This is a genomic window from Mesorhizobium sp. M0060 (assembly GCF_040323155.1).
GTDB lineage: Bacteria > Pseudomonadota > Alphaproteobacteria > Rhizobiales > Rhizobiaceae > Mesorhizobium.
In genome coordinates, this window is record NZ_JAMYUP010000007.1 from 1 (window position 1) to 13,983 (window position 13,983).

15 protein-coding genes are annotated in these 13,983 nt (G+C 60.8%); 5 read left to right on the forward strand and 10 right to left on the reverse strand.

Annotated features, from left to right (window positions below):
• Nucleotides 1–86 precede the first annotated feature (86 nt).
• The 3 genes from NKJ94_RS09405 (at nt 87) to NKJ94_RS09415 (ending at nt 3,269) form a co-directional block, all read left to right on the forward strand.
• Entirely contained in the window at nt 87–848 is a 762-nt protein-coding gene (locus tag NKJ94_RS09405; RefSeq protein ID WP_352524485.1) for a carbohydrate ABC transporter permease, read from the forward strand.
• Nucleotides 849–870: 22 nt separating this feature from the next.
• Nucleotides 871–2,205, forward strand: coding sequence for a sulfatase family protein (locus tag NKJ94_RS09410; RefSeq protein WP_352524486.1), 1,335 nt, complete (start codon nt 871–873; stop codon nt 2,203–2,205).
• 68 nt (nt 2,206–2,273) lie between these two features.
• Nucleotides 2,274–3,269 carry a LacI family DNA-binding transcriptional regulator gene (locus tag NKJ94_RS09415; RefSeq protein WP_352524487.1) on the forward strand — a complete coding sequence of 332 codons (996 nt, stop codon included), beginning with the start codon at nt 2,274–2,276 and terminating at the stop codon, nt 3,267–3,269.
• A 12-nt stretch (nt 3,270–3,281) separates the two neighbouring features.
• On the opposite strand, the gene NKJ94_RS09420 is transcribed toward NKJ94_RS09415, so the two are convergent.
• The 3 genes from NKJ94_RS09420 to NKJ94_RS09430 all read right to left on the reverse strand — a co-directional run bounded on the left by NKJ94_RS09420 (nt 3,282) and on the right by NKJ94_RS09430 (nt 4,281).
• Nucleotides 3,282–3,722, reverse strand: coding sequence for a DUF2267 domain-containing protein (locus NKJ94_RS09420; protein ID WP_352524488.1), 441 nt, complete (start codon nt 3,720–3,722; stop codon nt 3,282–3,284).
• A gap of 236 nt (nt 3,723–3,958) precedes the next feature.
• Complete coding sequence (locus NKJ94_RS09425) at nt 3,959–4,093, reverse strand: hypothetical protein (RefSeq protein ID WP_352524490.1); 135 nt, start codon at nt 4,091–4,093, stop codon at nt 3,959–3,961.
• A 29-nt stretch (nt 4,094–4,122) separates the two neighbouring features.
• Nucleotides 4,123–4,281 carry a hypothetical protein gene (locus NKJ94_RS09430; protein WP_352524491.1) on the reverse strand — a complete coding sequence of 53 codons (159 nt, stop codon included), beginning with the start codon at nt 4,279–4,281 and terminating at the stop codon, nt 4,123–4,125.
• Between the two features lie 238 nt (nt 4,282–4,519).
• Here NKJ94_RS09430 and NKJ94_RS09435 point away from each other — a divergent pair, with 238 nt between their 5' ends.
• Nucleotides 4,520–4,891, forward strand: a complete 372-nt coding sequence (locus NKJ94_RS09435; protein WP_352524493.1) for a VOC family protein — start codon at nt 4,520–4,522, stop codon at nt 4,889–4,891.
• A 76-nt stretch (nt 4,892–4,967) separates the two neighbouring features.
• On the opposite strand, the gene NKJ94_RS09440 is transcribed toward NKJ94_RS09435, so the two are convergent.
• The 5 genes from NKJ94_RS09440 to NKJ94_RS09460 form a co-directional block, all read right to left on the reverse strand.
• Nucleotides 4,968–6,164 (reverse strand): glycoside hydrolase family 172 protein, encoded by a 1,197-nt coding sequence (locus NKJ94_RS09440; RefSeq protein ID WP_352524494.1) that lies wholly within the window; start codon nt 6,162–6,164, stop codon nt 4,968–4,970.
• 24 nt (nt 6,165–6,188) lie between these two features.
• The gene (locus tag NKJ94_RS09445) at nt 6,189–6,971 is read right to left on the reverse strand and encodes a carbohydrate ABC transporter permease (protein ID WP_352524496.1); all 783 of its coding nucleotides are present in this window, start codon (nt 6,969–6,971) and stop codon (nt 6,189–6,191) included.
• A 52-nt stretch (nt 6,972–7,023) separates the two neighbouring features.
• Entirely contained in the window at nt 7,024–7,959 is a 936-nt protein-coding gene (locus NKJ94_RS09450) for a carbohydrate ABC transporter permease (RefSeq protein ID WP_352524497.1), read from the reverse strand.
• A 19-nt stretch (nt 7,960–7,978) separates the two neighbouring features.
• The gene (locus NKJ94_RS09455) at nt 7,979–9,334 is read right to left on the reverse strand and encodes an ABC transporter substrate-binding protein (RefSeq protein ID WP_352524696.1); all 1,356 of its coding nucleotides are present in this window, start codon (nt 9,332–9,334) and stop codon (nt 7,979–7,981) included.
• Nucleotides 9,335–9,407: 73 nt separating this feature from the next.
• Nucleotides 9,408–10,412 carry a LacI family DNA-binding transcriptional regulator gene (locus NKJ94_RS09460; protein ID WP_352524498.1) on the reverse strand — a complete coding sequence of 335 codons (1,005 nt, stop codon included), beginning with the start codon at nt 10,410–10,412 and terminating at the stop codon, nt 9,408–9,410.
• Between the two features lie 907 nt (nt 10,413–11,319).
• Here NKJ94_RS09460 and NKJ94_RS09465 point away from each other — a divergent pair.
• The gene (locus NKJ94_RS09465) at nt 11,320–11,769 is read left to right on the forward strand and encodes a hypothetical protein (protein ID WP_352524500.1); all 450 of its coding nucleotides are present in this window, start codon (nt 11,320–11,322) and stop codon (nt 11,767–11,769) included.
• A 39-nt stretch (nt 11,770–11,808) separates the two neighbouring features.
• On the opposite strand, the gene NKJ94_RS09470 is transcribed toward NKJ94_RS09465, so the two are convergent.
• Together NKJ94_RS09470 and NKJ94_RS09475 are read right to left on the reverse strand one after the other, a co-directional pair.
• On the reverse strand, nt 11,809–12,483 hold the full coding sequence (locus NKJ94_RS09470) for a LuxR C-terminal-related transcriptional regulator (RefSeq protein ID WP_352524501.1): 675 nt from the start codon (nt 12,481–12,483) through the stop codon (nt 11,809–11,811).
• Nucleotides 12,480–13,832, reverse strand: coding sequence for a sensor histidine kinase (locus NKJ94_RS09475; protein ID WP_352524697.1), 1,353 nt, complete (start codon nt 13,830–13,832; stop codon nt 12,480–12,482). The genes NKJ94_RS09470 and NKJ94_RS09475 overlap by 4 nt, the downstream gene beginning before the upstream one ends.
• Nucleotides 13,833–13,983: the final 151 nt, after the last annotated feature.

Consider the following 13,983-nt stretch of genomic DNA (forward strand, 5'->3'; position numbering starts at 1 on the left):
GCAGGGCTCTCACCTCGGACCCTGCTCTTCGCCACGCGGTCGTCCGTGCGCGACAGGAGAATAGCGCAGATTTATCAAAAAGGCTCTTGTCGATCACATCAGTCCTCTATATGCTTTCGCTGTCGCTGCAGAGCGATGCCGATGTCTTCAGCGGCATTCCGATTCTGATCCCCGAGACGTGGCAATTCACGAATTACATCGACATCTGGCAGAAGGCGCCGTTCGCGCGTTTCACGCTCAACAGCTTCATCATCGCCGGCGGGATTACCGTCCTCCATCTGATCTTCGACCCATTGATCGGCTACGTCTTCGCCAAGATGGAATTCGCCGGCAAGCGCGTCATGTTTGTCGCGGTGCTGTCGACATTGATGATCCCGTTCTTCATCCGCATGATCCCGCTTTATGTGCTCACCGCGCGGATGGGATGGCTCAACACCTATCAGGGCCTTATCCTCCCATTTGCCATGAGCGCCTACGGAATCTTCCTGATGCGGCAGTTCATCCGTCCGATTCCCGACGAGTTGCTTGACGCCGCGCGGATGGACGGCTGCTCGGAGCTCGGCCTTTACTGGCGCATCGTGCTGCCGCAGGTCCGTCCGGCGCTGGCGACGCTGGCCCTCCTCACCTTCGTGTTCCAGTGGAACGAATTTCTCTGGCCGCTGGTCGCCGTCAACACCACCGAGATGCGGCCTATCACGACGGGGCTGACGCTTTTCAACCAGGAATTCTTCACCCAGTGGAACCTGACGGCGACGGGCGGGGTCATTCTCTTCATCCCGAGCCTGCTGCTGTTCCTCTTCACGCAGCGCTACTTCGTCCGCAGCGTGATGCTGGCAGGCATGAAATAACCATTCGGAGCCATTGCATCCCATGATGTCCCGCCGACCGAACGTGATCGTCTTCTTCACCGACCAGCAGCGTTGGGACACCGTCGGCGCCCACGGCAACCCGCTCGAGCTTACGCCGAATTTCGACCGCCTCGCCGGGACCGGCACGTTCGTGGCGAATTCGTTTACGTGCCAGCCCGTTTGCGGACCCGCCCGCTCCGTCTTCCAGACGGGGCGGTACCCGACCACAACCGGCTGCTACCGCAACGATATTCCACTGCCGACGAGCGAGCGCACGCTGGCGCATCATTTCGCCGCGGCAGGCTACGACACCGCCTACATTGGCAAATGGCACCTGGGCTCCGCCGAGCCGGTGACCCAGGAAGAGCGCGGTGGCTACCGCTACTGGCTCGCCTCCAATATCCTGGAGTTTACCTCCGGCCCCTTCGACACCGTCGTCCACGACAATGACGGCAGGGCGGTGAAGCTGCCGGGATACCGCGTCGATGCTCTTACCGACGCAGCGATCCGCTACGTCACCTCTAAAGAAGACGAGCCGTTCTTCCTGTTCCTGTCCTTCCTCGAGCCGCATCACCAGAACCAGACGGACAACTACCCTGCTCCGCTCGGATACGAGGAGAGGATCCGCAGAAAGCTCGCCATCCCCGGCGATCTCGCAGCGCTTGGCGGCACGACAGCCGAGCATTTTCCCGGCTATCTGGGTATGGTCGCACGCCTTGACGAGGCGTTTGGACGGCTGATCGAGGCGCTCTACAGTCTTGGCCGGCTTGACGACACGATTATCCTTTTCACCTCCGACCATGGATGCCACTTCAAAACCCGCAACAACGAATACAAGCGCTCCTGTCACGAGGCGTCGATCCGCGTACCGACACTTTTTCATGGACCCGGCTTCGAGCGCGTCGGCATATATGACGGGCTGGTCAGCCTCGTCGATCTCGCGCCGACCCTGCTCGCCGCGGCCGGCCTGAAAGTGTCCAATTCAATGCAGGGCGTCTCGCTGCTCGACGCGCTACGGGGTGAACGGCCGCCGCGCGACGAGATCTTCATTCAAATCAGCGAGCACCATGTCGGCCGCGCCTTGCGCACCAGACGGTGGAAATACGAGGTCGAGGCGCCGGGAAAAGACGGCTGGCGGGATTCCGGCAGCGATTTCTATGTCGAGGCGAGGCTCTACGACCTCGATAGCGATCCGAACGAACTGACCAATCTCATAGCTTCGCCCGATCACACAGAGACGCGTGCATGGCTGCGGGGCCGCATCGTTGCCCTTATGGAGGAGGCCGGCGAGGCAAGGCCCGAGATCCTTCCCGCCGGGCACGGAAATTGGAATGAAATCCGGATGAGCGACAGCTGAGCATGTCGCCTCGCGCTGCTGACCCAACGATGCACGAGAGAAACGTCAATCGGAGGAAAGCGCCGACCATGGCCGATGTTGCCCGGCGCGCCAATGTATCGACCGCTGCCGTGTCTTACCTGCTCAGCGGCGACAGCGCGCGCCTGAAATTCGTCGGCAAGGAGGCGCGGCAGCGTATCCTCGAGGCCGTCGCTGAGCTCAACTACGTGCAAAACCGCACCGCGCGGCAGCTGCGCCGCCAGCAGGCCGAGCGAATCTGCCTTGTACTGCCTCGTCTCGGCGTGCCGTTCAGCGACCGGATCGCGCAGGATATCCAATCGGCGGCGGCGCTGAGGGGATTTTCGACAATTATCACTGCGGGTGACAACATAGAGCGAACGGACAGGATCGTGCGCGAGGTCGAGAGCGGGCTGGCAGACGGCGTTATCGCCGACTGGCAACATCTCTCAGAGCCCGAGGTGATGCTTTTAGCCGCACGCCTGGCGGTCGCGGGCCGGCCGGCCGTGATCTTCCACCCGACCATCGAGCCGGCAGGCTTCTCGGTTGTGCGTCAGCATACCGGCAAGGCCGTCTTCGAGGCACTCGACTACCTCTATCAAGCCGGCCATCGCTGCATCGCCTATATGCTGCATGAGCAAGCGGTGGACGGAAGCCGTCTCGCCGCCTATCGCAGCTTCCTGCAAGCACGCGGCCTTCCGCTGCGAGCCGACCTAGTGATCGGCGGTGCAGAAGCGCGCAAGGCTGCCTTTGCCAATGCCACGGCGCTGGCCGCCCGCAAGGATCGGCCGACCGCGCTTTTTGTCGAATCCGATCTTGCAGCCGTGACCGCCCTGCACGCATTCGAGGAGGCCGGCCTATCCGTGCCCGGCGACATTGCAGTCATCGGCTGCGGCAATATCGACGAGGGTGAATTCAGTCATCCGGCATTGACCACGGTCGGCCCCGAGACCACCCACTACGAGCGTCTTGCCGATCATCTGATCTCACTGATATCGGCAGTGCCGGGCGCAACGCCCACCCTTTTTAACGTTTCGTGGCAGCTGGTCCGTCGCGCATCCGCATGAGCGGGACCGCCGCTACTTGACGCCAACGCTTTCAGGCCAGAGCGCCTGGATTTCTTTTGGCAGCGCATCCCGCACCTTTGCCGACTGGCCAAGGTCGATATGGCGTGCAAGCACACGCAACACCGAGCGTGCCGCATCCTCGGGATCGACAGGACGGGTCGATTTCAATTCCTCGGCGATGTGTTGCAGGAACTCCTCCAGCGAGCGTGTCTTGTCGGGCATGTCGGCGGGCCGATAGCGATCATAGTAGGCGCCGCGCACGAGCAGCGGCAATTCCGCTCCCAATTTGGCGGCCAGTCCGATCTGCAGCCTGTCCCGAAGGGTTCGCAGAACGGCGCCCAATGTATGCCAGGCGACGTGTCGGTCCGGACCAATATCCGCCATGATCTCGTCGAGCCAGATGTTTGTTATTTGAAGCGTTTTGTCAAAAACGTCCAAGCCGGTTGCGCTCATCGTCGCCTCCTCGAAAGGTTCTGCGGGCGAAACGGCGACCGGAGGCAATTGTTTCGTAGTCCTGTGAAAATTGCCCGGCAAAGCGATGAAAGCCGGTTCGGTCGGGGAGCCTTTTGCGTCAGGTCTGCTCGACGCTCTGCATCTGCCGGATTTCGGCGATCTGTCGGAAGCGGCCGTTTTCGACCACGTTGAGTGCAGTCACAGCGGCCAGATTGTCGCCCTTTTTTCATCCCACCTTACGGGCTCGCGATAGGCGATGCCCTTGCCATGACGGCAAGGCCCGCGATGCCGCCGTTCGCGTTCTGCTCGTCGATGGCGAGTTCGATCGCCTGCTTCATCTCGATGCCAAGCGCCGCCGCGTTCCCAAACAATGGGGGCGCCGATCCCGATCCGGACTGCTTTAGGCGGCGCGTTCACCACAGGCCCTGCTTGGCGCCTCGGCTTCGCTGCCGAGGATCTCGCCAGCTTCGGCGAGCGTCTCTTCCAGGCGACGCAGCTCTTCGAGCGTCAACGGCGCGCGTTCATTGTATCCGGCGATCTGCGTTCCGATATCCGGCATGAAAGTCGTCCTTGCTGATCCGAAATGCGTCTGTTTCCCGTCTAACTGAGCTTGCGCTTATCGGTTCCGAACGCCACGTCAGCTGGCAATCAAGGCCAGTCGTCACATTGGCGGAACCCGGGCATCTCTTGACTGGCTGACTGGCCCGGGCTGACAATGGCATCGAGAAGATAGCGGGATGGGAGTGCGGCCAACGGTGCTCTGCATCGCCTGGCTACTAAGCTGCGAAAGGCCTGACATGGATTGGAAGCTGGAACTGGTCCCGGTACCCGTAACGGATGTCGACAATGCAATCGCCTTTTATGTTGGGAAGGTCGGCTTTCATCTCGATCATGATCACACGGTAAGCGACGAGCTACGTTTCGTGCAATTGACGCCGCCCGGTTCGGCCTGTTCGATTGCCATGGGCAAGGGTATCGTCGACAGCACCCCAGGCTCCATAAGGGGACTGCAACTGGTCGTGCCCGATATCGATAAGGCGCACCGGCACCTCGCCGCTCAAAGTATCGAGGTCAGCGATATCAAGGATTTTCCTTGGGGCAAATTTGTCTTCTTTAAGGATCCCGACGGCAACACATGGTCTGTCCAGCAACTTCCACCTCGTAGCTGAGGCGGCGAGCTACGGCAGGATCGTGCCCCGACGCAGATAGCGCGGGATGCGCGGTTCAATTTGAACGCATCCCGCTTTAACGCCTCTTCTCGTCGAAGGCGGCATTCCAATTGTGATAAGGCGCGCGAAAGGTGGGGATGCGGTCCTTGACATCGGCAAGTGCTCCGAACGGCTTGTGCGGTTCGGCCTGATACCAGAAGGCGACCGACGAGATGTCGTCCGCGCGGCGATTGGCGTGACCGTGCTCGATGGTCACCCGGATGCGTTTGTGAAAGATGACCGGGTCTTCTATGTGCCAGCGATAGAGCGTTACCGGCTCGGTCCAGTTCGGCCCGCCGGCAGCGATGATGCCGTGATAGGGCGCGCTGTAGTCCTGTGTCGGGCACCATGCCGTGTTGAAATAATCCTCCGTGCCGGTGCCGTGTAGAGTCGGCGGCCAGGCATCGTTGGCGTCGGGGCTGGTCTCGCCACGATCGCCGATCAGTTCGGCCTTCGGCCCGATACGCGGATCGGGCTTGCGCACCGTATCCGGGACCGAAATGCCTGGCTCGCCGTCGACGAAGATCATGTCGTCGCCCTCGCCGTACCAGTCCCATAGAGCGGAGCGGCGGCGCGAATACACCGAATAGAGCACGCCGACATAGTGGCCGTGACCTTCCGCCTCCAGGATGGCGTAGTTGCCCTTCCCGTCGGTGTTTTCACCGCCAAACAGGATCTGCTCGTTGGCGAGCCCCGTCTCGTCGATGCCATCAGGTCGCTCCTGCCTGTACTGGGCATGGAAGCGACCCAGGCCCTCCTCTAGTTTTTCATGCAGTTCGAGATCGACATAGTAATAGAAAAGCAGGTCGTCCTCGGCTTCGTTGGTGACGATGAACCGCATCTGGCTGGCAAACGGCATCGGAAAATAGCAGTTGAAGGCCTTGCCGTCCTCGGGGCTTGCCTGCACCGGCAGGCTGGCAAAATTGCGGGTGCGGGCATGCCCCATGCCGAAGAAGTCACCGATCGGCGTTTCGATGCTTGGATGTTCCTCGCCATCCCAGTAAGCGCGCAGCACGATCTTGCGCAGGAAGTCCTCGCTCTTACAGGCGAGTGTCGCCCAGATATGCGTGACGATGCCGGCACCGTCATGCTCGGCAATCACCACCGTCTGGCCGGGTTCTATATGCAGCCGGTCGTCATTGCCGCCGGTGCGGTCGTAGCTTGAAAACCGGCGGGTTTTGGCGTCGCGCAATTTGGCGAGCCCGCGAAGCGGCGACAGGCCGGCGTTGTCCATGTGGTTCTCCTCTTGCTTCAGCAGTTATTTCAGGCCGCTTGTCTTGATGGATTCCATGATCTGGCGCTGGAAGATCACGAAAAGGACCAGCATCGGCACGGCGACGATGGTCGAGGCGGCCATGACGTAATTCCAGGCGGCGGCGTACTGGCTCTTGAAGTTTGCGATGGCAACCTGCACCACCCAGAGATCGAGGTCCGATGTGATCGTCAGCGGCCACAGGAAAGCGTTCCAGTTGGCGAGGAAGAACAGGATCGCCAATGCCGACAGGATCGGCCGGCTGAGCGGCAGGATGATGCTCCAATAGATGCGCCAATAGCTGGCGCCGTCCATGATCGCCGCTTCTTCCAGTTCCCTCGGCAGGGACAGGTAGTATTGTCTGAGCAGGAAGATGCCGAATGCGTTGAAGATCGCCGGAATGATCAACCCGGCATAGCTGTCCAGCATGTGCAGCATCCGCGTCAAGATGAACAGCGGCACGATGATCACCGGCAGCGACACCAGAAAGGTCGAGAACATGGCGAGGAACAGCGTGTCGCGGCCCGGAAAATGCAGCCGTGCGAGCGAATAGCCGGCCATCGAATGGAAGAACAGCGCCGCGACGGTCACCGTCGCCGATACGAAGAACGAGTTGAAGAGATAGCGCAGGAACGGCACCTCGGTCAGCACATAGAGGAAATTGCCGAGCGTCGGCCGTTCCGGAATGAGGCTCGGGGTGAAGACGTCGCTCGCTGGCTTGAGCGCGATGACCAGCATCCAGACGAGCGGGAACACGGTCATCAGGCCAAGCGCCGCGGTCGCCAGCATCCAGGCGAACCTCGCCGCTTGTATCTGCGAACGCGCGGAAGGAGTTCGGCTGTCAGTCATGCTCGAAACGCCCGCCGCGCGTCAGTATGAAGAAGAAGACCGTGACCAGCATCAGCGCCAGCACCAGCAGCGATGCCATTGCCGACGCATAGCCGAAGGCCCCGAACTGGAACGCCTGCTTGTAGATGTAGATGATCAGCACCGAGGTCGAATTGACCGGCCCGCCCTTGGTCATCACATAGATCAGGTCGAAGACCTGGCCACCGGCGACAGCCGCGACCAGCGAGACCAGGAGGACGAAGAAGCTGGTTGGCTTGAGCAGTGGCAAGGTAATGTACCAGAAGCTTGTCGCTGGCCCAGCGCCGTCGATTTTTGCTGCCTCGTAATACTCTGCCGGGATGTCCTGGAGCCCGCCGAGGAAGATCAGCATATAGAAGCCCATAAGGAACCAGACGCTGACCAGCACCAGGGTGAACAGCGCGAGATTTGGATCGCCGAGCAGCGAAATTCCGCTGAGGCCGACGAGCGGCGCCAGCCGGCTGACGATGCCGACCTTCTCGACCAGCATGAGCTGCCACACGAGCGCCACTACGACCAGGCTGACCATCTGCGGAGCAAAGAACATCGAGCGCATGACCGCGTTGAAGCGGTTGGTCTTCTGGACCAGAAGCGCCAGCCCCAGCCCGGCGACGTAGAGTGCCGGCACCAGCATCACGGCATAGGCCACGGTCACCTTCACGGACGACCAGAACAACGGGTCGCCCCACATGCGCCTGTAATTGCCGAACCCGACGAATCTATAGCCGCCGAAGCCGTTGACCTCGAAGAACCCGACAGCGAGCGAAAGCAGCATCGGCACGCCGACGAACACCAGCAGGCCGAGCGCATCGGGCAGGACGAACAGCCATGCGGCGTAGCGCTCCCTTTGCTTGGCGGTAAGGCCGCGAGCGGATTTGGCGCTCGCGGCCGGCGATTTCATCTGGTCCATGCGCATACTGGAAAGCGGCCTAAAGAATCGGCGCGCCGGAATAGGACGCGAGGAACGCGTCGAGTTGCTGACTGGCCGCCGTCGCCGCCTGCTGGGCATCGACCCCGCCAAGCTGTGCCGACTGGATGGCATCGGAGATGATCTTGTAGGCTTCAGGCGGAATCCGCGGTTCGGCACGCGTTCCCGGGTGGATCTCCTTGGCGAAGGTGCCAAACTTACCCGTGCTGAAGACATCGGCGCCGGCCTTCAGCGCGCTGTTTCGCGGCGGCATGTCGCTCTTGGCGACCGTGCACCAGTTGACGACACGGTCGACCGAGGCCTGATCCATCGAGGCCAGCGCCCAGGCGCAGAACTGGGCGGAAGCATCCGGGTTCTTGCCCCCGGCATTGGCGACGAAAGCCCAGCCGCCGCCGACGGTGACGTATTTGCCATTGGCCGGCGTCGGCAATTTGAAGATGCCGTAGGGCACATCCTTGGCGTTGTTGTCCATCGCCGAAATGCCCCAGATGCCGCAGTTCTGCATGGCGCACAGCCCCGCCCCGAGATTGGCGACGATGTCGAAACCGCCGCCGACCACCTGACGGGGCGCCACGCCGGTATTGATGGCATCCTGCCAGAGCTTCAGCGCCTGGACGGTGGCCGGCGAATCGAAGGCGCTCTTACCGTCCTTGCCCTGGAATTCGCCGCCGCCCTGCCACAGGAACGGATACCAGGTGAAGTTCTGATAGTAGCCGGGCGTCGTTTCGAACAGCACGCCATAGCGGTTGGGCGTCGTCAGCTTCTTGGCAACCGCCAACAGCTCGTCCCAAGTCTTCGGCACGTCGTTCTCGTTGAGCTTTGCTTCCTCGAACGCTTTGATCGAATAGTAGAAGGCCATCGGCTCGACCTCCATCGGCACCCCGTAGATCTTGCCGTCGACCATGCGGTTGGCGATGACGCTTTCCGGAAAATCGGCCTTGGCGGCGTCCTCGATATGCGGCGTCAGGTCGGCCAGCACGCCGCCATTGTAATAACGCAGGAAATCGCCGGGACTGATGAGGAAGATGTCCGGCCCCTCGCCCGACGCGAAGGCCGTCGCCAGCTTGGAGCCGGAGATGTATTCGCTGTTGACGACATATTCGAGATCAACCTTCTGGTCGTGACCGTCGTTCCAGTCGGCCACCAGCTTCTGGAACCACTGGACCTGCGGTTTCACGTCTCCGCCAGGCGCATAGAACTGCCAGAATTTCAACGGCGCTTCCTGGGCGCGCACGGCCATCCTGTTGATGAACGGGAAGCCTGTGAGGCCGGCGGCGGCGAAAGTGGCGCCGCCCTGGATCAGCCGACGGCGGTTGAGGCCGGCTGACAGCCGGTTGCGGGTCGTTTTGTCAGTCATCATTTCCTCCCTTTGGTGTTCTTCGGTCGAACGTTGGCGAAGGGACCTCCGTTCCCTCTGCCGGCATTTGGCGTCATGCGCTGTCGGATGGGCTCAACGCGCATGGGATCACTTCGGTGCGTGGCGCGCCCTCGACTTTGCCGCCCAGGCGTTCGAGCAGCATTTCCGTGGCGCGCTTGGCGAGCATTGTCGGGCTGTTGCCGACACGGGTCAGCTTCGGCCTGACATATTCGAGCTGAGGCAGGTCATCGAAGACCGCGACGGCCATGTCCTGAGGGATATTGACCCCATGGTCATAGAATTCAGTCAGCGCGCCAGAGGCCATCAGATAGTTGGCGAAGAACATCGCCGACGGCAGGTTTCCGCCGTGCTTCTCCAGGAGCCAAGTGACCGCCTCCCGTCCTGACGGGGCAAGATAGCTTCCCTCGAACCGCAGATCGGCGGCGATTGGCGCGCCATTGTCGGCGAGCCCTTTTTCGAAGCCGGCGGCGCGCGCCATCGCCTCCTTGAAAAAGGATGGCCCGGTGACATGGGCGACGCGACGGTGGCCCCTCTTCGCCAGATACTCGCCCATCAGATAGCCGCCGCCGAAATCATCCAGCTGGACGCTGTCGACAGCATGGTTGGGGAGATGGCCGATGAAGACGGCGGGCAGATCGAGCCCGAGCAGTTCGCTGTGCATGCCATGCAGCGCGAAGTCGGCGACAATGACGCCGTCGACCCGCTTGCGCCCGATCTGGCGCAAATACTCGCGCCCGTGAACCTGTGAATGTCCGCCCGGCACGTCGGTGTTGAAGATCAGCATGTCGAGGCCGACCACTTCGAGCGTCGACTGCGCCGTTTTCACCAGCTCCGGATAGAACGGGTTGCGGATGTCCGGGATCAGCATCGCGACGATGTTGGTGCGGCCGGTGCGCAGGCTTTGCGCCTGTGGGTTCGGCGTGTAGCCGAGTTCGTCGATCGCCGCTTGGACGCGTTCACGCAGCGATTTCGACACCCGGTCGGCATGATTGATGACATGCGACACTGTCGTGCGCGATACGCCCGCTCGCGTGGCAACTTTGGAAATCGTGCTCATTAATGACAGGTTATGAGCACATGAATGCATTTGCAAATCGATTTTTAGGGTGGGCCTCGCAAAAAGGAGCCGTCAGGCGGATAGGCTGCACAATGACCAATAGAAAAAGGCCGGACTGTTAAGCCCGGCCAAGCGTGAAGGTCTATAACCTCCAGAGGGAACGCGCCGGACGCAATGGGAGGAGACATCCGACGCAACTCGCATATGGGTCTGTACTGGTGACGTTTCAACGATATGGCAGTGGACCAACATCGCTGCTGCCATAGAGCCAGGAACGCAAAGCATTCGAAGGGACCGGTGGATCGCAGCCGCCCGGTGGATACAAAGGCCGCCGAACGCAGGGCTGGGTCCATTGCTCCTGGTATAGGACTTCAGTCTGTAGGCCTGTCGACCAAGGACCTGCACAGCCAAACTTTGGTCCGAGGCTGCTATCGCAAAAGCCCCAAATGCGAGAGTTTCAGGAACCGAGCTCCGATGACCCCGTTGCGATGCCGACTGTTACAGGAGGCCGCTATGGACCCGAGCGTTCACCAGGCGCGTTGGTTGCTTTTTCCGTTATTTGGCCTGTGTTTCGGGATCGCGGCCATTGGATTTATTGTTGGCTGACGGTGGGAAGTCGGCGCTATCGCCGAGACGCAACCAAAGGAAGGCAAAAGACTTGCGCAGTAAATAGTCCCTTCCTGCGCTAGCGAGACCCACCAGTTACCATCGTGGGACTGGTGGGTCTTGACGTCCCGGATGCAAACCATTGTTTTAGGCATGACACGAATGCGAACAGGAGGCAGTACGACATAGCCGTACGGTTAAGGGGATTTCCAATATGCGACTGGCAACTTCATCGATGACGACCCGGAGACGAAGGACCGGATCTTCACGAGGACGTCGTGTCGGCATTTCTGCAATCCCGTTGACCTTCATTCTCGTCGTGAGCCCCTATCGCATCGTGTTCGATGGACCGTCGCCGACGCTCGGCCCGCAAACTGCCTGTGCCAAAGATGGTGGGAACGGAAATGGCAACGGGAACGGGAACGGCAATTCCGGCAATCCGGGTGGAAACTCCGGCAATTCAAACTCGAATAGCAATGCGGGCAAGGGCAAAGCAAAGTCGCAGGAGGACAATCCCCCTGATCTGGCCCCTGTGGCAAACCCCGACAGCAAGCCAAAACTCTTCATCAACGCGACCACAGGAGACCGGGTCGAGGTGCGTGGGCCGAGCGTCGGCGTGGTGCATTCGAACGGCCTCAGCGAACGCATCGACAGCGGCCAATATGAAATGCGGGATGCCAAAGGCCGCACCATCATTCGGCGCCTGGCGACGCGTTCTGACCGGGACAGGTTGCTCGAAATGATCGATTGACGGCCAGTTCACATAGCCGTGCCGTGCGGCAATTTTAGCTCAAGCATGATCGCGAACAGACGGATGCCGGCGCTCAGTCGCGTCGCGCAAGGTCATCGCGGCTTCGGTCCTGTTGCTGACGTTGAGCTTGGCCAGGATTCGCGTCATGTGGTGCTTTATCGTTTTCTCATGCAGGTTCAGCCGAAGCCCGATCCGCTTGTTGCTCAGTCCCGCAGCAACCAGCGTCAGGATCTCCCTTTCGCGGCTGGTGAGTTCGGCAAGTCCGTCAGCTTTCGCCGGCTCATTTGATAGAGCCGAGAGATCGGCCAACAGGCGCGCCGACAATTGTGGACAGACATATCGTTCGCCCGACGCTACCGTGCGCAGGATCGCAGCCAACGTCCTCGACCCGACCCCTTTCAGAACATAGCCCCTTGCCCCGCTCTGCAACGCCGTCATTACGTGCTGGTTTTCTTCCGAAACGGTCAGCATCACGATTTTCAGTGCCGGATGCCGCTCCAGGGCCGGTCCGATCACGCCAAGGCCACCCCCAGGCACCGAGATGTCCATCAGCAGAATGTCGGGCTGCCGGTCTTCGACTATCCGCAAGGCATCGTCTCTGCTGTCTCCTTCGCCGACGATCTCGAACCCGCCGATCTGATCGAGCGTGCGAACAACGCCTTCCCTGAATAGCGGGTGATCGTCGACGATAGCGAGCTTGATGGCTGCGGTCATGTCTGCCCCATTTCAATGATGTTGAGGGCCATTCTTACGACTGTGCCACTTTGTGAGGAAGTCACGGTAAACTGGCCCCCTAGGCTTTCCACCCGCTCGCGCAGCCCAACGAGCCCCAGCCTCTCGGGACGCACGATTTGCGGGTCAAAGCCGGGGCCGGCGTCGGACACTTCGATACAAACGCGCTCGCCGTCGAAATGTTTCTCGACCGACTGACCTTCACCTCCGGCATGGCGAAATCCGTTGTTCAGCCCCTCCTGGACGAAGCGGAAGATGCAGATCTTGGCCGCCGGCGACAATGTCGCATGGCCGCCGGTCATCGATAGCGCCACTTTGGCTCCGGTTCGTTCTTCGTGCGCCTGCACGGCAAGCTCGAGAATTTCGGCCAATTCTGCATGCTCGATATGCGGCAGGACAAGGCCCTTGCTGATGCTCCTGATCTCGCGCATGGCATCGTCCAGATGTGCTTTGATGGTTAGCAATTCCTGTGCACGTTCGGCTGGCGGCGTCGCGGGATCGGCAATGACGGGGCTGTCGATTCCCAGCGCCGCGAGAGCAACCAGTTGCGCGGGCCCGTCGTGCAAATCCGCACCGATGCGCCTGAGATAGCGTTCGTTGAGTGCGGTGGCGCGCTGCGAGGCACGCTGCACCCGCAGCCTCAACAGTCTGTTTTGAGCAAGCAGATCGGAGAGTTCGGCAATGCGCTGCTTCAACGAGCGGCTCTGCGAGCTAATCGTGCGGCTGCCGCGGAACACGATTGCCGAGAGCCCAAGGAAGAAAGCCGCTGTGACGGCGGCAACGTCCAGCCAGGTTCGAATGAGTGCCTGATGCAGGTTTCTTTCGAAATCAGTGGCGACCTCGTAGAATTCCGAAACGGCCACCACTTCCCCCGACCATGGCTGAAGCACCGGGTTGTAGATCTCGAGGAGATGCAGGCCGCTGGCTCTTTCGGCCTGGCTATCCGGATCGTCGAGCTTGTCGAATTCCGAAACCATTTGGCCTGCGAATGCCGCCCGGAGATTGTCGCTGGGTTCAAAGCGCTTGCCGATCAATGTCTTGTCGGTCGAATACAGGATGGTTCCGTCGCGACGCCAGAGCTTGAAGGATTCGAGCCTTGTGCCGAGTGCGCCTTGCCCCAGCGTTTCATCGAGCGCATGGGCAACGCTCTCATCTAAGACTTCGCTCTTGCGCATATCCGGAAGCAGTGGCGCGATGACGCTGTCCACGTAAAGAGCAGTAGCGGAAGCCGAATTCTGCGTGACCACGGCTTCTATGTGGCTCGTGACGGAAATCCCCACCACCACCATGGCCGACAGGGAGAATAGACCGCCCGCGAGCAGGAATTGCATTGCCAGCGACAGCGCATTCCAGCGGTCGACAAGGCTTGTCAGCCTGTGTGGCTTGGTGTTCCGAATGGCCCGCTCGGCAGCACGCCGCGCCAGTGGCGCGATTCTGGAGAGCCGGCTAATCCGTTGTCGAACGTCGCTGAAAGACGCCATC